The 17550-nt window shown below is 75.7% G+C and carries 10 protein-coding genes; 5 read left to right on the top strand and 5 right to left on the bottom strand.

Going from position 1 to position 17550, the window contains the following annotated elements:
* Positions 1-6: 6 nt before the first annotated feature.
* The gene (locus tag ACFVFS_RS00920; RefSeq protein WP_380618635.1) at positions 7-1053 is read right to left on the bottom strand and encodes an ABC transporter substrate-binding protein; all 1047 of its coding nucleotides are present in this window, start codon (positions 1051-1053) and stop codon (positions 7-9) included.
* Between the two features lie 154 nt (positions 1054-1207).
* On the opposite strand from ACFVFS_RS00920, the gene fhuB reads away from it, so the two are divergent.
* Both fhuB and fes read left to right on the top strand, forming a co-directional pair.
* Positions 1208-3379, top strand: coding sequence for a Fe(3+)-hydroxamate ABC transporter permease FhuB (fhuB, locus tag ACFVFS_RS00915; RefSeq protein ID WP_380618633.1), 2172 nt, complete (start codon positions 1208-1210; stop codon positions 3377-3379).
* Between the two features lie 19 nt (positions 3380-3398).
* The gene (gene fes / locus ACFVFS_RS00910) at positions 3399-4604 is read left to right on the top strand and encodes an enterochelin esterase (RefSeq protein ID WP_380618631.1); all 1206 of its coding nucleotides are present in this window, start codon (positions 3399-3401) and stop codon (positions 4602-4604) included.
* A gap of 43 nt (positions 4605-4647) precedes the next feature.
* Here the strand turns inward: fes and ACFVFS_RS00905 are convergent, their stop codons facing one another.
* Positions 4648-5145, bottom strand: coding sequence for a beta-class carbonic anhydrase (locus ACFVFS_RS00905; protein WP_380618629.1), 498 nt, complete (start codon positions 5143-5145; stop codon positions 4648-4650).
* 461 nt (positions 5146-5606) lie between these two features.
* Here ACFVFS_RS00905 and ACFVFS_RS00900 point away from each other — a divergent pair, with 461 nt between their 5' ends.
* Positions 5607-6587, top strand: a complete 981-nt coding sequence (locus ACFVFS_RS00900) for a GNAT family N-acetyltransferase (RefSeq protein ID WP_380618627.1) — start codon at positions 5607-5609, stop codon at positions 6585-6587.
* Between the two features lie 115 nt (positions 6588-6702).
* On the top strand, positions 6703-7047 hold the full coding sequence (locus tag ACFVFS_RS00895; RefSeq protein ID WP_380618625.1) for a hypothetical protein: 345 nt from the start codon (positions 6703-6705) through the stop codon (positions 7045-7047).
* A gap of 89 nt (positions 7048-7136) precedes the next feature.
* On the opposite strand, the gene ACFVFS_RS00890 is transcribed toward ACFVFS_RS00895, so the two are convergent.
* From ACFVFS_RS00890 to ACFVFS_RS00880, 3 genes are all read right to left on the bottom strand, one after another.
* Complete coding sequence (locus ACFVFS_RS00890; RefSeq protein WP_380618623.1) at positions 7137-8618, bottom strand: DHA2 family efflux MFS transporter permease subunit; 1482 nt, start codon at positions 8616-8618, stop codon at positions 7137-7139.
* The gene (locus ACFVFS_RS00885; RefSeq protein ID WP_380618621.1) at positions 8615-8812 is read right to left on the bottom strand and encodes an MbtH family protein; all 198 of its coding nucleotides are present in this window, start codon (positions 8810-8812) and stop codon (positions 8615-8617) included. Before ACFVFS_RS00885 ends, ACFVFS_RS00890 begins: the two co-directional genes overlap by 4 nt.
* Before the next feature lie 130 nt (positions 8813-8942).
* Complete coding sequence (locus tag ACFVFS_RS00880; protein WP_380618619.1) at positions 8943-16139, bottom strand: amino acid adenylation domain-containing protein; 7197 nt, start codon at positions 16137-16139, stop codon at positions 8943-8945.
* A gap of 129 nt (positions 16140-16268) precedes the next feature.
* Here ACFVFS_RS00880 and ACFVFS_RS00875 point away from each other — a divergent pair, with 129 nt between their 5' ends.
* Positions 16269-17438, top strand: coding sequence for a M20 family metallopeptidase (locus tag ACFVFS_RS00875; RefSeq protein ID WP_380618617.1), 1170 nt, complete (start codon positions 16269-16271; stop codon positions 17436-17438).
* Positions 17439-17550: the final 112 nt, after the last annotated feature.

Raw genomic sequence — 17550 nt, 5'->3', positions numbered from 1 at the left:
CGGCGGTCACTTGGCGCCGAGCGCCTTGCTGATGTCGCCGATCACCGCGTCGGCCGCGAGCGGGCCGCCGCGGGTCGACCAGACCGAGCCGTCGACGGTCACGGTGTGGTTGTTCTTCACCGCGTTCAGCTCCTGGTAGGCGGGCTTGGACTGGACGTCCTTCAGCGCGGCCTTGCCGTCGTCGGTGAGGGTGGAGAGGAACAGCCAGTCGCCGTCGATCTCGTTGATCTTCTCCAGGCTCAGCGCCGGGGTGTGGGCGTTGCCGTCCTTGTCCTGGGCCTGCGGGCGGGTCAGGCCCATGTCGAGGGCGACGCCGCTGGCGAACTGCTTCTTCTCCATCCAGCTGGGGCCGGTCGGGTTCCAGCGGACGATGGAGACGGCCTTGCCCTTGTTCTCGCCGAGCTCGCCGCCGGCCTTGGCGGCCTTGGCGTCGTAGTCGGCGATGACCTTGTTGGCCTGGTCGAGCTTGTTGACGGCGTTTCCGATGCCGCGGAAGGAGAGCTTCCAGTCGTCGGTCGGGGCCATCGTGACCACGGTGGCCGGGGTGATCTCGCGCAGCTGCTTGAGCACCTGCTGGTCCTGCATGTCGCCGGCCAGGATCAGGTCGGGCTTGGCGGCGATGACCTTGTCCATCACGGGCTGGAGCAGGTTGCCCACCACCGGGATGCCCTGCACCTTGTCCTTCAGGTACGCCGGCGGCTCGTTGAGGCCCTGTCCGTTGGTGATGCCGGCCGGCTTGAGGCCGAGGGCGAGCACCGCGTCGAGGTCCTCCTGGGTGAGGGTGACGATGCGCTTCGGGTCGGCGGGGATCTCGACGGCCGTGCCGGTGGCGTCCTTGACGGTCCGCTTGCCGCCGGCCGCGTCGGCCGCCGGGGCCCCCGCGGCGGAGGTGGCGGCGCCGGCGGACGGCGAACCCTGCTCCGAGGAGGAGCCCTTGTCGGAGGAGCCCGACGAGCCGCAGCCGACGAGCAGGAGCGCGGCCGCCCCGGTGGCGGCCAGCGCCTGGACCGCGCGGCGGCGGGCGGGGCTGAGCGGACTCTGGGGGGTCGACATGGAGGCCTCCGGGCAGGGGTGTTGCAGACGGGCGGTGCGGACGGTGGTGCGGTGGAACGGTGGTGCGGTGCCGTACACCTGGACGATCCGGACGGATCCGGCGCAGGGCCGGACACCTGTCCGACCGCGATGACCATTAGGTTAGCCTTACCTTATGACATTGTCGCAAGTGGGTACCGCCGAGGCGGCCGACGCGGATCCCCCCGTCCCCGCCCCGCCGGCGGCCGAACGGTCGCGCCGCACCTCCTGGGCCGCCGTCGGCGGCATCCTCGCCGCCCTGCTCGCGCTCACCGCCCTCTCGCTGTCCGTCGGCGCCGGCGAGGTCGGCCCCGGCCGGGTGCTCGACTACCTCCTCGACACCGACGGCGCCCGCGCCGACAGCCGGCTCGCCCTGGTCGTGGGCGACCTGCGCCTGCCCCGCACCCTGACCGCGCTGCTGGTCGGCGCCGCCCTCGGCGTGGCCGGCGCCCAACTCCAGTCCGTCACCCGCAATCCGCTCGCCGAGACCGGCCTGCTCGGGGTCAACGCCGGCGCCTCGCTCGGCGTCGTGCTCGGCGTCGCGGTGCTCGGCGTCCAGACCTCCTACGGCTACCTCGCCTTCGCCTTCGGCGGCGCCGTGCTCGCCAGCGGGCTGGTCCTGGCGATCGCCGGCAGCCGGGGCGGCGGCTCCCCGATGCGGCTCGTCCTCGGCGGCTCCGCGGTCGGCGCCACCTTCGGCGGCCTGACCGGCGTGCTGATCGTCAACTCCCCCGAGGCGTACGACCGCTACCGGGTCTGGGTGCTCGGCTCACTGGCCGGTGTGGAGGGCTGGACGACGCTGCGCCAGCTCGCCCCGGTGCTCGGCGCCGGCTTCGTGGTCGCTCTGCTCACCACCCGGCCGCTGTCCGCGCTCGCGCTCGGCGACGACCTCGCCCGCGGCCTCGGCCACCGCCCCGGCGCCACCCGCGCCGCCGTCGCCCTCGCCGTCACCCTGCTCACCGCCTCCGCCGTCGCGCTGGCCGGACCGATCTCCTTCCTCGGCCTGCTCGCCGGCTTCCTGGCCCGCGCCGCCGCCGGGCCCCGGGTCGGGCGGCTCACCCTGCTCGCCGGACTCGTCGGCGCGGCCGTGCTGACCGGCGCCGACGTGCTCGCCCGGGTGGTGGCCCGCCCGTTCGAGGCCCCGGTCTCGGTGATCGTCGCGCTGATCGGCGCGCCCACCCTGATCGCCATCGTCCGCTCCCGGCGGATGACCGCGCTCGGCATGACCGACACCGCGCCCGCCGAGTCCTCCGGCCGCCACGGCCACCCGGAGGAGAAGGCGCCCCGGCCCGACCTGGTGATCCGGCGCGGCGCGCTGTCCGTCCTGCTCCCCCGCCGCTCAGCGCTGGCCGCGCTCGGCCTCGCCGCCGCGCTGCTGGCCGCCGTGGTGGTCTCCGCGCACGCCGGCCAGAGCGAACTCGGCCTGGGCCGCACCTTCCAGGCCGTCTTCGGCTACGGCGAACGCCTCGACGTGCTGCTGGTCCAGAAGTTCCGGCTCGGCCGGATCGTCGCCGGCCTCGCCGCCGGTGCCGCCCTCGGCCTGGCCGGCTGCCTCACCCAGACGCTGGCCCGCAACCGGCTCGCCACCCCAGAACTGCTCGGCGTTAACGACGGCGCCACCGCCGCCGTGCTGATCTCGGTCACCGCCTCCGGCGCGTTCGGCGCCTGGTGGGCCGGGCCGATCGGCGCGCTGGTCGCCGTCGCCGTGGTCACCCTCGTCTCCGGCGGCCTCGGCGCGCGCGGCTACCGGGTGCTGGTGGTGGGCCTGGCCATGTCGGCGCTCGCCTCCGCCGTGATCCAGGTGGCGATGGCCCGGCGTTCGCTCAGCTCGGCGTCCTCGCTGTACGTCTGGACCTCCGGCAGCCTCAACGGGCGCGACTACGAGGTGGCCACGCCGGTGCTGATCGGCCTGGCCGTGCTGGTGCCGCTCGCCCTGGTGGTGGCCCGCCGGCTGGCCGTGCTGCGGTTCGACGACAACGTCGCGTCCTCGCTCGGCGTCGACCCCGGCCGGGTCCGGCTCGTCTGCCTGCTGCTCGCCGTGGCGCTGGCCGGACTCGCCGTCGGGATCTGCGGGCCGGTCGGCTTCGTCGCGCTGGCCGCGCCGGTGGTCGCCGGACGGCTGGCCGGACCGGCCCGCGTCCCGGTGCTCGGCTCGGCGCTGGTCGGCGCGGTGCTGATCGTGCTGGCCGACACCCTCGGCCGGGTGCTCATCGCCGGCGTCGAGATCCCGGTGGGCATCGTCACCACGGTGCTCGGCGGCCCCTTCCTGCTCTGGGTGTTGCTCGGCCGCAAGGGCAACACCGTCTGACCACCGAGGAGTTCACCCCGTGCACATCGAACTTCAGCCCTCCGACGAGGCGTTCTGGACCCGGGTGGCCGCCGAGGGCGCGCCGCTGGTCGACCCCGACCCCGAGGACCCGGCCTACCGGCAGGTGACCTTCGTGCTGCGCGACGAGCCGGGCGAGGAGCCGTACGACGGCGTGCTCGCGCTCGTCCACACCGTCACCGACAAGGACCGGCACGCCGGCGACCTCACCCCGCACCTGATGGAGCGCCGGGCCGGCGGCTGGTCGCGCACCTACCGGCTGCGCGCCGACCACCGGGCCTCCTACCAGCTGTACCCGGTGCGCGGCGCAGTCCCCGGCACCCGGCGGGCCGACTGGCTGCGGGTCCTGGACGGCGCCCGGCCCGACCCGCACTGCGCCGGCGAGCGGCTGCCCGCCCGGGACGGCCGCCACCCCTCCTCGGTGCTCGCGCTGCCCGAGGCGCCCGCCCAGCCGTACGCGGCGCGGCGCGCGGACGTGCCCCGCGGCCGCACCGTGCGCGCCGAGGTGGCCGGACGGCGGGTCGACGTACACCTGCCCGCCGGGCACCGCGCCGACGCCGGCCCCTACCCCGTGCTGGTCCTGCTGGACGGCGAGATGTGGGGCGAGGTGCTGTCCCTCGGCGACACCCTGGACAACCTGACGGCCGAGGGCCTCCTCCCGCCGACCGTCGCCCTGTTCGTGCACACCATGGGCCCCGGCCGGCCGGACGACCTCAGCTGCAATCCGGACTTCGTCGACCTGCTCGCCGACCGGATCCTGCCCTGGGCCGCCGCCGAGCACCGGGCCACCGCCGACCCGTCCCGCACCGTGATCGCCGGGCAGAGCGCGGGCGGCCTCACCGCCGCGTTCGCCGCCTTCCGCCGACCCGCGCGGTTCGGCAACGCGCTGTCGCAGTCCGGTTCGTTCTGGTGGCCGGACGGCACCGAGTTCGACGGCGGGAGCGAGTGGCTGACCCGCCGGTTCGCCGCCAGCGAGCGCGGCACCGCCCGGTTCTGGGTGGAGGTCGGCCTCCAGGAGTGGATGCTGCTCACCCAGAACCGCCACCTGCGCGACGTCCTGACCGCCCGTGGCTACGACCTCGCCTACCGCGAGTTCAACGGCGGCCACGACTACGCCTGCTGGCGCGGCGGGTTGGCCGACGGCCTGGTGCACCTGCTGGGCCGGCAGAGGTCGCAGGGGTCGTCGCAGGGGTCGCAGGGGCACTGACCGCGGGCCGGCGGCCGGGCAACCGCCGACCCGCGGCCCTCGGTCAGAGCACGACCTCCTTGAGGAGCCCGGTCGCGACGTCGAAGACGAAGCCGCGCACCTCGCCGGTGTGCGGGACGAACGGGCTGGTGCGGATCCGGGCGGCCGACTGGCGCACGTCCGCCTCCACGTCCGCGAAGGCCTCGGCGGCCCACGGCGGCTTGACGCCGGTCTCCTCCCGGATCGACTCGCGGAAGGCGTCGTCGCCGAAGGTGAGCATGCCGCAGTCGGTGTGGTGGACGAGGATGATCTCCCGTGTGCCGAGCAGCCGCTGGCTGATCGCCAGCGACCGGATGGCGTCCTCGGTCGCCACCCCGCCGGCGTTGCGGATCACGTGCGAGTCGCCCTCGGCGAGGCCGAGCGCGCCGTAGACGTTGAGCCGGGCGTCCATGCAGGCCAGGACGGCCGTGCGGCGGGCCGGCGGGAGCGGGAGCGGCCCGTCGAAGGCCGCGGCGTAGTCGGCGTTGTTGCGCAGGTAGTGGTCGGTGGCGGTGTCGGTCATGGCGGACGGCTGTCCCTTCGGGGGATCGGATCGTGGTCGGCCGGGGCGCGTGTGGGCACCCGGGCGCGCGGCGGCCGGTCCTGCTGGATGCGCGCGCCTCGACGGTGTTCCCCGGCGAGGTGGACGGCGGCCGTGGCGGCACTGCCCCGTGGGGCGGCGCGGCCGGTCGGGCCGGGCGATCGAACGAACGATCAGACGATGACCGGACAGCCGGTGGAGTGAATGCGGCCGAAGTCGATGTGACGACGGCGGACGAGCACGGTCATGCGGGCACCGTACTGCCCGCCGCGACCGCCCGCCCGGGAATCCGGCATTCTCCAACCCATCGGGTGAGCGCGTCGGCGGCCGGGCTACGGTCGCACGGGACGGACGGCGGCCGCTTCGGGAAATGCCGGACGGGCCCGACTTGGAATCAGTACAGTGTCACATGTGACCGACTCTCTTCTCCGCGGCGGCCACGGGTGATCCGCCCGTTCCGGCCCGAGGTCGACTACCCCGCGCTGGCCGAGCTGCTGTCCGACGACGGGGCCGCGCCCGTGACGGCGGCCGAACTCCGGGACCGGGACGCGGCACTGCCGGCCGCGGACGACCTCTCCACCGACCACCGGGGGCGGCTCACCGGGCACGGCCGGGTCCGCCTGGTCCAGCCCGGCCCCTCCGGCGACCTACTGGCCTACGCCACCGCCTGGCGGGCGCCCTGGACGCCGCCCGGCGATCTCGCCTCGCTCGTCGTCAGCGCGCCCGGACGCGCCCCGGCCTGGCTGCTGCCGCTCTACGACGGGCTGGAGCACTGGGCGCGCGGCGCCGGCGCCTCCCGGCTGCTCGGCGAACTCCCGGACGGGGACGAGGAGTCGGGCCACGCCCACGGGACGTCCCCGTCCGACCTGACCGGCCTGCTGCTCGGCCGGGGCTACCGGGTGGACGCCCACGTCCGGTCGGCGGTCGCCGCCGTGGGGCCGCACCTGCCCGCCCCGCAGGCGCCACCCGGGTTCCACCTGAGCTCCCTCGCCACCACCACCGCGCCCGAGCCCGAACGGCAGCTCCACCACCTCTACCGGGAGACCCTGCGCGACAACCCGGGATTCGCCGACACCCTCCCGGAGTTCGAGCAGTGGCGCGCCGAGACGCTGGGCGGCCCCGCCGGGCGGGCGGACTGGGTGTTCACCGCCGAGTGCACGGGCCGCATCGTCGGCGCCACCGTCGTGCACGCCACCCCCGACCCGCACGCCTGCCACGTCCACTACACCGGGGTGCTGCGCCCCTGGCGCGGCCGCGACCTGGCCCGGACCCTCAAACTGCACGCCGCCCGCCACCTCACCGGGCACGGAGTGCGGAAGGCTCACACCGAGGTCGAGACCGGCAACGTGCCGATGGTCGCCGTGAACGCCGCGCTCGGCTACCGGTGGGGCCCGGGCCACCGCCGGCTGGTCAGGGAGCTCTGAGCGGCGCCGCCCGCCGGGGACGACGGCGTGTTGGAGGCCCGGTTCGTGGGCGACCCTCGACTACCCTGCGCAACGAGTGATCAATTCCTGACACTCAGCGACGAAAGGGGTCACCATGACGGAGGACTTCGGTCAGCGACCGGGGCCGGAATCAGTGCGGCTGATCGACTTCGACGCGGCCAAGGCGGTGCCCGGGATCGTCCCGGGCACCTTCATCCTCGTCGTCAGCGGGGAGAAGCCCTACGAGAACATGACGGTCCGCCTGGTCCCGCTGGTCTACTTCAAACAACCGGAGTACTGGGGCATCGAGGTGACCGGCTCGCTGCCCTCCGGCATCCAGCTGCCCGTCACCGCCCCGTACACCGAGGCGCTGCCGCTGGACGGCATCCGGGGGACCAAGGGCGTCGAGGTGATCGGTGCCTACAAGCGGGAGAGGATCGATCTGCCGCGACCCGAGTGAGCCCGGCACGGGGAACCCGCTACGGGGGTACCCGGCACAACGGCCCGCCACCCCGGGCAGGGCGGCGGGCCGTCGGTCGTCCGGCACGGTCAGTCCATCGGCGGCGGGCCCGGGGGCTCCTTCGGGAGGCGGGCCGCGACCAGGGCGCCGAGCGCGACGGCGGCCGCCGTGGCCAGCAGGGCGACCCGGTAGGGGCCGGGGTCGGTGGCGTGGGTGCCGTCCTCGGAGAGGGCGCCGATGAGGGCCGCCGCTCCGGCGATGCCGAAGGCGCCGCCGAGGGTGCGGACGATGGTGAACAGACCCATCGCGCGGCCCATCGCGGGCGGCGGCACGTCCGCGAAGCCGGCGATCTGCACGGTCAGCACGGCGGTGCCCAGGATCAGGCCGACGCCGAACATCAGCACCCGCACGGCCCAGGCGTTCTCCCCGACACCGGGCACGGCCAGCGCGGCCAGCACCACGGCCGCCAGCAGCAGGGCGGGCAGCGCCAGCAGGCGCGGGCCGAGCCTGGGCAGCAGCCGGTCGACCACCTGCGAGGCGGCCATCAGGCCGATCGCCTCGGGGAAGACGCTCAGGCCCGCGTCCAGCGCCGAGGCGCCGAGCGCCGCCTGGTACAGCAGCGGGAAGGCGAACAGCGCGCCCATCAGGCCGGCGGCGGTGAGCAGGGCCAGCCAGCTCGCCGCGCCGAAGGTCCGGTCGGCGAGCAGCCGCAGGTCCACCAGCGGGTCCTCGGCGCGCAGTTGGTGGCGGACGGCGAGGCCGAGCAGCAGCACGCCGAGCGCGCCGGAGGCCGCCACCGCCGGGGAGCCCCAGCCGTGCGCGGGGCCGAAGCCGAGCGCGTAGGTGAGCAGGCCGAGGCCGGGGGTGGCGAGCAGGAAGCCGGTGGTGTCGAAGCGGCCGGCCGGCGGCTCGTCCTGGTCGCGCAGCCCGAACAGGCCGAGCAGCACGGCCGCGACCCCGATCGGCACGTTGACCAGGAACAGCCAGTGCCAGGAGAGGTGCTCGGTGAGGAAGCCGCCGAGCGGCGGGCCGAGCGCGGGCATCAGCGCGGTCGGCACGATCAGCACCTTGCCGAGGCCGGCCCGCTCGTGCGGCTCGAAGGCCCGGAACAGCAGGGTCATGCCGACCGGTGTGAGGAGGCCGCCCGCCACGCCCTGGACCGCGCGGGCGGCGGTGAGCGCGCCGAGGCCGGGCGCGGCCGCGCACAGCGCGCTGGCCAGGGTGAAGACGGCGAGCGAGCCGAGGAAGACCCGGCGCACGCCGAACCGGTCGCCGAGCCAGCCGGCCACCGGGAGACCGACGGCGAGGCCGACCAGGAAGGCGGTCTCCACGGCGTTGGCGGCGGAGACCGGGCGGCCGAAGTCCCCGGCGATGGTGAACAGGGCCGGGTTGACGATCGTCGAGTCCAGGCCGTTCATGCACATCGCGGCCGTGTAGACGAGCACCACGGCGAGGCGCCCGGCGAACAGCGGGCGCGCCGGGGCGGCGGGGTCGGGGCCGGGGCCGGGGCCGGGGCCGGGGCCGGGGCCGGTCGGGGTGCCGGGGCCGGGCTGGGTGTCCGCCTGGCTCATCGGGCCGGGTCGAGGTCGGTCCAGTGGGCGGTGATCCAGTCGAGGGCGGCGGCGCGCTCGCACGGCCCGTGGGCGACGGTCCAGCCGGCCGGGACGGCGGCGAAGGCCGGCCAGAGCGAGTGCTGGCCCTCGTCGTTGACGAGCGCGAGGAACTCGCCGTCGCCGTCGAAGGGGTTGGCGGGGGCGTCACTCATGGGTTGGGTTCTCCAGACGGGGCGGGGTGGGGCGGGGTGGAGTGGGCGGTCGGCGGTGGGGCTGACGGATGACAGCTGACAGAATCTGTCAGCTGTCATCCGTCAGCTGCTATCTGTCATCCGTCAGCTGTCAGGCGTGGGAGTCGAGGACGGACAGGTGCTCCGCGACGACGCCCGCGATGTGCGCGATCGGCTCGGGCAGCGTCATGTCCTTGTGCGAGCAGGCGACGTTCGTGTTGTCGATCCGCCCGGCCACGTACGGCGTCCACAGCTCCGGCACCAGGGTGTCGTCGATGGTGTCGACGGTGGCGCGGAAGAACAGCACGTCGCCCTCGAAGCGGCGGTGGTCGTAGCCGCGCACCAGGTGGTTGATGTGGAGGTAGATCCGGTTCAGCGCCTCGACGGTGGCGTCGTCCAGGCCGGCCAGCGGGCTGCCCTCGCGGCGCAGCAGTTCGGTGACGTGGGCGAGTTCGAGCGGTCGGCCGTCGAGGTCCTCCGGTCCGTAGCCGCCCATGGTGAGCAGCGCCTCCAGGGCCTCGGCCTGGTCCGGGACGGGCAGGTCGCGGAAGCCCTCGGCCGGGTAGGCGTCGAGCACCGCCAGCAGTTCGACGCCCTGGCCGAGCTCCTGCAGCCGGGCGGCCATCGCGTGGGCGATGATGCCGCCGGTGGACCAGCCGAGCAGCCGGTACGGGCCCGCGGGCTGGACCTCGCGCAGCCGGTCGACGTAGTGCGCGGCCAGCTCCTCCATCGTGGCGGGCAGCGGCTCGCCGGCGGTGGCGGCGCCGACGCCCTGCGCCTGGAGGCCGTAGATCGGCACGTCGGCCGGGAGGTTGCGGATCAGACCGGTGTAGCACCAGCTGAGCCCGCCGGCCGGGTGGACGGCGAACAGCGGGTTGCGCCGGCCGGGGGCGGTGGGCCGCAGCGGCAGCAGGACGTCCAGCGCGTCGGCGCCGGGGGTGTCGGCGGCGAGCGCGGCGTCCAGCGCGGCGACGGTGGGCGCCTGGAACAGCGTGCCGATGCCGACCTCCAGGCCGAGCACGGCGCGGATCCGCCCGGCGAGCCGGACGACCAGCAGGGAGTGGCCGCCGAGGGCGAAGAAGTCGTCCTCGACGCCGACCGCGGGCACGCCCAGGACCTCCGCGAACAGCTCGCAGAGCTGCTGCTCGCGGGGGTTGCGCGGGGGCCGCCCGGCACCGGTCTCGGGGGCGTCGGGGGCGGGCAGGGCGCGCCGGTCGAGCTTGCCGTTGGCGGTGAGCGGGAGTCGGTCCAGCAGCACGACGGCGGAGGGGACCATGTGGACGGGCAGGTCGGCGGCGGCGCGGGCGCGCAGTTCCTCGGCGCCCGCCTGCTCCGCGCCGGGGGCGAGGACCGCGTAGCCGACCAGGCGCTTGTCGCCGGGCGCGTCCTCGCGGACGATCACGGCGGCGTCGGCGACGGCCGGGTGGGCGGCCAGGACGGCCTCGATCTCGCCGAGTTCGATCCGGAAACCGCGGATCTTGACCTGCTGGTCGGCGCGGCCGAAGTACTCCAGGACGCCGTCGGCGCGGCGGCGGGCGAGGTCGCCGGAGCGGTACATCCGGGTGCCGCGCTCGCCGAAGAGCTCGGCGTACGGGTCGGCGACGAAGCGCTCGGAGCTGAGCGCGGGACGGCCGAGGTAGCCGCGGGCGAGGCCGGCGCCGGCGACGTACATCTCGCCGGTGACGCCGGGCGGGACCGGCCGCAGGTACGGGTCGAGGACGTAGACGCGCAGGTCGGGGATGTTGACGCCGATGGTGCTGCTGGTGCCGGCGGCGGCGCTCGCCCGGTCGAGGGCGATGTAGGAGACGTGCACGGTGGTCTCGGTGATGCCGTACATGTTGACCAGGGTCGGTGCGTCGTCGGCGTGCCGCTCGTACCAGTCGTCGAGGCGGCCGAGTTCGAGCGCCTCGCCGCCGAACACCACGTAGCGCAGGGCGAGTTCGCTGCCGGGGTGCTCCCGGTCGGCGGCGCTGAGCTGGTAGAAGGCGGAGGGCGTCTGGTTGAGGACGGTCACCCGCTCGCGGGCGAGCAGGCCGAGGAAGGCCGCCGGGTCGCGGCTGACCAGGTGCGGGACGACGACGAGCCGGCCGCCGTGCAGCAGGGCGCCCCACAGCTCCCAGACCGAGAAGTCGAAGGCGTAGGAGTGGAACAGCGTCCAGACGTCCTCGGCGCCGAAGCCGAACCAGTGGTCGGTGGCGGAGAACAGCCGGACCACGTTGTGGTGGGTGACCGGAACGCCCTTGGGGCGGCCGGTGGAGCCGGAGGTGTAGATGACGTAGGCGGTGTCCTCAGCGCGCAGCGGGCGGGTGCGCTCGTGCTGGGCCAGCGGGACCGCCGGGAATCCGTCAGACTCGCTGCCGTCGACCAGGAGTTGCGGCACCCGGTGGTCGGGCATCCGGGGTGCGGTGGCGCGGTCGGTGATCAGCGCGGCGGGGGCGGCGTCGGCGAGCATGTAGGCGAGCCGGTCGGCCGGGTACTCGGGGTCGAGCGGCAGGTAGGCGGCGCCGGACTTGGCGACCGCGAGCAGGCCGACGACCAGGTCCAGGGACCGTGGCAGGGCGAGTGCGACGATGGTGCCGGGGCCGATGCCGCGGGCGGCCAGCAGCCGGGCCAGCCGGTCGGCGCGGGAGCCGAGTTCGGCGTAGCTGAGCGAGTCGCCGTCGCACGTGGCGGCGACCGAGCCGGGGTCGGCGAGGGCGGCGGCCTCGAAGAGCTCGGGCAGGGTGGTGCCCGGGACGGAGCCGACGGGGGTGCCGTTCCACTCGACCAGGGCGCGGTGGTGCTCCTCCGTGCTGATCAGCGGGAGTCGGCCGACGGCGGTGTCGGGCGAGGTGGCGGCGGCGGTGAGCAGCCGGGCCAGGCGCTCGGCGAGGGCCTGGACGGTGGCCTCGTCGAAGAGGTCGGTGCGGTACTCCAGGAAGCCCGCGATGCCGCCCTCGCGCAGTTCGCCCGCGTTGAGGGTGAGGTCGAACTTGGCGGTGCCGGAGGGGATCGCGGCGATGGCGGCGGTGAGTCCGCCGCCGAGCTCGAACTCCCGGTCGGGGACGGACTGCCAGGCGAGCATGACCTGGAACAGCGGGTGCCGGGCGAGCGAGCGGGGCGGGTTCAGTTCCTCGACCAGGCGGTCGAAGGGCAGGTCGGCGTGGTCGTGGGCGCCGAGCACGGCGGTGCGGGCACGGCCGAGCAGCTCGCGGAAGGTCGGCTCGCCGGAGAGGTCGGTGCGCAGGACCACGGAGTTGACGAAGTAGCCGACCAGGGCGGCGGTTTCGTCGGAGTCGCGGCCGGCGACGGGTGTGCCGATCGGGATGTCGGTGCCGCAGCCGTGCCGGGCGAGCAGCGCGGCGAGGCCGGCCTGGACGGCGGTGAACACGCTGGTGCCGGTGGTGCGGGCGAGCGCGGCCAGGGCGGCGTGGGCGGCGGCGTCGAGGTGGAACGGCACGGTGGCGCCGCGGTGGGCGGCGACGGCGGGCCGGGGGCGGTCGGTGGGCAGGTCGAGCTGGTCGGGCAGGCCGGCCAGGGTCTTGCGCCAGTGGTCGAGTTGGCGGACGGCGAGCGGGCTGGGGGCGTCGGCGGCGCCGAGCAGCTTCGCCTGCCAGGCCACGTGGTCGGCGAACTGGACGTCAAGCGCCGGGAGTTCGGGGGCGTTTCCGGCGAGGCGGGCGGCGTAGGCGGTGGCGAGGTCGCGGGCCAGCGGAGTGGTGGAGGCACCGTCGCCGGCGATGTGGTGGAGCAGCAGGAGGAGGGTGCTCCGGCCGTCGCCCTCGTCGAACAGGGTGGCCCGCAGCGGGGGTTCGGCACCGAGGTCGAAGGCGTACCGGACGGCGTCGGCGAGCGCTCCGGTGCCGCTGTGCAGCTCGATCGGGGCGGGCGGCAGGATCCGCTGGTAGGGCTCGCCGTCTGCGGACTCGCCGTAGACGGTGCGCAGGGTCTCGTGCCGGGCCGCGAGGTCGGTGACGGCGAGCGCGAGGGCGTCGCGGTCGAGCGGGCCGGTGAGGGTGAGCGCGAGCGGGATGTTGTAGGTGGGGCTGGGGCCTTCGAGCCGGTAGTGGAACCAGAGGCCGCGCTGGGCCGGGGAGAGCGGCAGGTTCCCGCCGCGCTCGACGGGGACCAGGGCGGGGCGGGGCTCGGGGGCGGAGCGCTCGCGCAGCAGGGCGGCGAGGGCGGCCGGCGTGGGGTTGCGGAAGACGTCGGCGAAGCCGACGGCGGCCCCGAGGGTCTCGCGCAGCCGGGCGGCGAGCCGGCCGGCCAGCAGGGAGTGGCCGCCGAGGTCGAAGAAGTCGGCTTCGCGGGAGGGAAGTTCGCTCCGGTCCAGCAGGTCGGCGAAGAGCCCGCAGATGATCTCCTCCTGCGGGGTGGCGGGCGCGGCGCCGTCGTCGGTGCCGGTGGACTCCGGCTCGGGCAGGGCGCGGTGGTCGAGCTTGTCGTTGCCGGTGCGCGGCAGGTCGTCGAGGACGAGGACGGCGGCGGGCACCAGGTGCTCGGGCAGCCGGGCGGCGAGGGCGGAGCGCAGCGCGGCCCCGTCGAGGACGGCGCCGGCGGCGGGGACGGCGTAGCCGAGCAGGCGCTTGCCCTGCGGGCCGGGGCGGGCGATGACCACGGCCCGGTCGACGCCGGGGAGTTCGCCGAGGACGGCGGCGATCTCGCCGGGCTCGATCCGGAAGCCGCGGATCTTCACCTGGTCGTCGGCGCGGCCGAGGAACTCCAGGGTGCCGTCGGGGCGGCGGCGGGCGAGGTCGCCGGTGCGGTACATCCGGCTGCCGGGCGGGCCGTAGGGGTCGGCGAGGAAGCGCTCGGCGGTGAGGTCGGGGCGGCCGAGGTAGCCGCGGGCCAGGCAGGCGCCGGCCACGTACAGCTCGCCGGTCGCGCCGTCGGGGGCGGGGCGCAGCGAGCCGTCGAGGACGTAGGCGCGCGAGCCGCGCACGACGCGGCCGACGGGGGTGCCGTCCGGGCCGGGGGTCCAGGAGTAGGCGTCGACGGTGGTCTCGGTGGGGCCGTAGAGGTTGACGGGGGCGAGGCCGTCGACGGCGGCGAGGCGGCGCCAGAGCGGGTCGGGGGTGGCCTCGCCGCCGACCGCGATCACGGCGGGGCGGTGCCGGTCCTCGGCCAGCAGGCCTTCGGCGAGCAGGACGTCGAGGTAGGAGGGGGTGACGTCGAGGTAGTCGATCCGCTCGCGGTGGACGTGGGCGGTGAGGGCGGCCGGGTCGCGGTAGGTGTCGTCGTCGAGCAGGTGGAGCTCGTGGCCGTGGAGCATCCAGAGCACCGGGTCCCAGGAGGCGTCGAAGGCGAAGGAGGCGCTGTGGGCGATGCGCAGGCGGTCGCGGCCGGTGCGGGCGACGGCGGGGGCGATGTGGTCCTCGCCGTGGCCGGCGTGCAGGTTGGCGAGCGAGGCGTGGGTGACGACGACGCCCTTGGGGCGGCCGGTGGAGCCGGAGGTGTGCAGCAGGTAGGCGGTGTCCGCCGGGTCGGGGGCGGGCGGCGCGGCGGTGGGGAGGGTGGCGAGTTCGGCGCGCACGGCCGGGTCGTCGAGGGCGACGGAGGGCCGGTCGGCGGCGCCCGGGAGGGCGGCGAGGGCCTCGGCGGTGCCGACGGCGCAGACCGGGCGGGTGTCGTCGAGGATGTCGGCGATCCGCTGCCGGGGGTGGGCGAGGTCCAGGGAGAGGCAGGCGCCGCCGGCCTTGAGGACGGCGAACATGGCGACCAGGGTGTCGGCGCCGCGCGGCATGGCGAGGGCGACCGGGGTGCCGGGGCCGGCGCCGAGGGCGGCGAGGCGGTGGGCCAGGCGGGTCGCGGCGGCGTCGAGTTCGGCGAAGGTGAGGGCGGTGGCGCCGCTGCGCAGGGCGATCGCGTCCGGGGTGCGGGCGGCCTGTTCGGCGAGCAGTTCGGGCACGGTGCGGGTGGCGGCGGGCTCGCTGCGGCCGGCGGTGGCGCGGCGCAGCGCGTCCTCGTCGAGCAGGTCGATCCGGGCGATCGGGGTGTGCGGGTCGTCGAGCAGCAGGGCGGCGAGGCCGTCGAGATAGCGCAGCAGGCCGTCGCGGTGGGCGGCGAGCGCGTCGGCGCCGTAGTGGTCGGGGTGGGCTTCGAGGCCGATCCGCAGGGCGCCGTCGGGGCCGGGCGAGACGGCGAGGGCGAGATCGTCGACGGGGCCGGCGGCGAGGTTGCGGACGGTGGCGGGCAGGCCGGCGAGGTCGAGGTCGCCCTCGAAGGCCTTGATGTTGACCATGGGCCCGAACAGGGCGCGGCGGGTGCCGGTCTGGGCGAGGTCGCGGCGCAGGTCCTCCAGCGGGTAGCGCTGGTGGCGGCGGACGTCGCGGACCTCCAGGACGACGCGGCGCAGCAGTTCGGCGGCGGTGTCGCGGGGGTGCACGGCGAGGCGCAGCGGCAGGACGTTGGCGGTGGCGATCGGGGTGCGCAGGGCGGCGGGGCCGCGGCGGTTGGCGAGCGGCAGGCCGAGCACGACGTCCTCGGTGCCGGCGAGGCGGTGCAGGTAGCCGGCGGTGGCGGCGATGACGAGCTCGGCCCAGGTGGCGCGGGCGGCCTTGGCGGCGGCCTCCAGGCGGGGCAGGGTGCCGGTGGGCAGTTCGGCGGCGAGGCGCGGCAGTCCGGCGGGGCCGGCGGGGGTGCCGCCGGGGAGGGTGGCGGGGGCGTCGGCGCCTTCCAGCCGGGCGCGCCAGAACTCCCGGTCGGCGGCGTGGTCCTGGCCCGCCCGGTAGGCGGCCTCCTCGGCGGCGACCTCGGCGGGGGTGGCGAAGGTGCGGTCGGTGGGGCGGGCGCCGGTGGTGAGCGCGGTGTAGAGCTCGGCGACCCGGCCGGTGAGGAGGGTGAGCGCGTAGGCGTCGACGGCGAGGTGGTGGACGCGCTGGTACCACCAGTGGCGCTCGTCGGTGAGGCGGATGAGGGCCTGGGTGAACAGCGGGCCCTCGGCGAGGTCGACGGGCCGGGCGAGGTCGGCGCGCATCCAGGCCTCGGCGGTGGCCTCGGGGTCGGCGTCGGTGCGCAGGTCGAGGTGGTGCAGGGGCCAGGGGCGGTCGGGGGTGAGGCGCTGGCGCGGGGCGTCGGCACCGTCGCCGCCTGCGTCGGGGACGACGACGGCGCCGAGCGCGTCGGCCTCGCCGACGGCCCGGCGCAGGGCGGTCTCGAAGAGCTCGGCGTCCAGCGGGCCGGTGATCTCGACGGCGTCGCCGGTGTTGTAGACCGGGCTGTCGGGGTCGAGCGCCTGGGCGTACCAGATCGCCGCCTGGGTGGCGAGCAGCGGCACGTCGGCTGCGGCGGGGACGGCGACGGGGTCGGACGCGGCCTGGTGGCGACGCATGGTTCTGAGAGCTCCTCGGGTCCGGCGCAACGGAACGCCTACTGCCTACTTAGGTTAGCCTAAGCTATCTGCATATCGTCTGGTCAACAGCCCGCCGGGAGGCGGGCCCTGACGCCCCCGGAGGCGCCGATGTCCCCCCTGAACGCGAGCGAGCCGGCCATGGCCGACCCCGGGCTGAAGGAGGCGGTGCGCGAACGCGTCCTCGCCCACCGGGACGAACTGCTCGCGCTCAGCCGCCGCATCCACGCCCACCCGGAGACCGCGTTCGAGGAGCACCAGGCCGCCGAGTGGTGCGCCGACCTGCTGCGCGCCCACGGCTACGCCGTCACGCCGGGCGCGCACGGCCTGCCCACCGCCTTCGACGCGCGCCTGGGCGACGGGCCGGCCACCGTCGCCGTGGTCTGCGAGTACGACGCGCTGCCCGGCCTCGGCCACGCCTGCGGCCACAACCTGATCGCCGCCGCCGGCCTCGGCGCCGCGCTCGGCCTCGCCCCGTACGCGGACCGGCTCGGACTCACCGTCCGGGTGATCGGCGCCCCCGCCGAGGAGCGCGGGGCCGGCAAGGCGCTGCTGCTGGAAGCGGGCGCCTTCGAGGGCGTGGACGCCGCGATGATGGTCCACCCCTGCCCGGTGGAGGTCGCCGACTTCCACTCCTTCGCGCTCGGCACCCTCTCCGTCCGCTACACCGGCCGCGCCGCCCACCCGAGCCTCAACCCGCACGAGGGCCGCAACGCCGCCGACGCGCTCACCGTCGCCCAGGTCGCCCTCGGGCTGCTGCGTCAGCAGCTGCCGCCGCACTGGCGGGTGCACGGCATCACCACGGCGGCCGGGACGGCGCCCAACCTCATCCCCGACAGCGCCACCGCGGAGTACGAGATCCGCGCCTCGGCGGCCGAGGACCTCACGGAGCTGCGCGCCCGGGTGGAGGACTGCTTCCGGGCGGGGGCGCTGGCCACCGGGTGCGAGGTCGAGCTGACCCGGCCCGAGCCGGACTACCTGGACTTCCGCAGCGACGCCGGGCTGCTCGCCCTGTGGCGGGCCAACGCCGCGGCGGTCGGCCGTCCGGAGCCGGTCGAGAGCGGGCCGTTCGCCTGCACCGACATGGGCAACGTCTCGCACGCCCTGCCGGCCATCCACCCGGTGCTGGACATCACCGGCGGCGCCTGCGGCCCGCACGAGGCGGCGTTCGCCGAGGCCGCCGTCTCGCCGGAGGCGGACCGGGCGATCGTCGAGGGCGCCGTCGCCATGGCCTGGACGGCGGCGGACTTCGCGGCGGACTTCGCCGCGGCACGGCGGTGACGGCCGGGGGCTGACGGCTGACAGCCGACGACCGACGGATAACAGATGACAGATTTCAGAATCTGTCATCTGTTATCCGTCATCTGAAATCTGTCAGCTGTCAGTTGTCAGC

This window comes from Kitasatospora sp. NPDC057692 (genome assembly GCF_042799475.1).
GTDB lineage: Bacteria > Actinomycetota > Actinomycetes > Streptomycetales > Streptomycetaceae > Kitasatospora.
The sequence above is the reverse complement of the archived record's forward strand: the minus strand, read 5'-3'. Positions and strand labels throughout refer to the sequence as shown.

Bases quoted from the DNA above. Each gene is read 5' to 3' on its own strand.
- ACFVFS_RS00920 (WP_380618635.1), bottom strand. From the start codon at position 1,053: ATGTCGACCCCCCAGAGTCCGCTCAGCCCCGCCCGCCGCCGCGCGGTC.
- fhuB (WP_380618633.1), top strand. From the start codon at position 1,208: ATGACATTGTCGCAAGTGGGTACCGCCGAGGCGGCCGACGCGGATCCC.
- ACFVFS_RS00905 (WP_380618629.1), bottom strand. From the start codon at position 5,145: ATGACCGACACCGCCACCGACCACTACCTGCGCAACAACGCCGACTAC.
- ACFVFS_RS00895 (WP_380618625.1), top strand. From the start codon at position 6,703: ATGACGGAGGACTTCGGTCAGCGACCGGGGCCGGAATCAGTGCGGCTG.
- ACFVFS_RS00890 (WP_380618623.1), bottom strand. From the start codon at position 8,618: ATGAGCCAGGCGGACACCCAGCCCGGCCCCGGCACCCCGACCGGCCCC.
- ACFVFS_RS00885 (WP_380618621.1), bottom strand. From the start codon at position 8,812: ATGAGTGACGCCCCCGCCAACCCCTTCGACGGCGACGGCGAGTTCCTC.
- ACFVFS_RS00880 (WP_380618619.1), bottom strand. From the start codon at position 16,139: ATGCGTCGCCACCAGGCCGCGTCCGACCCCGTCGCCGTCCCCGCCGCA.
- ACFVFS_RS00875 (WP_380618617.1), top strand. From the start codon at position 16,269: ATGTCCCCCCTGAACGCGAGCGAGCCGGCCATGGCCGACCCCGGGCTG.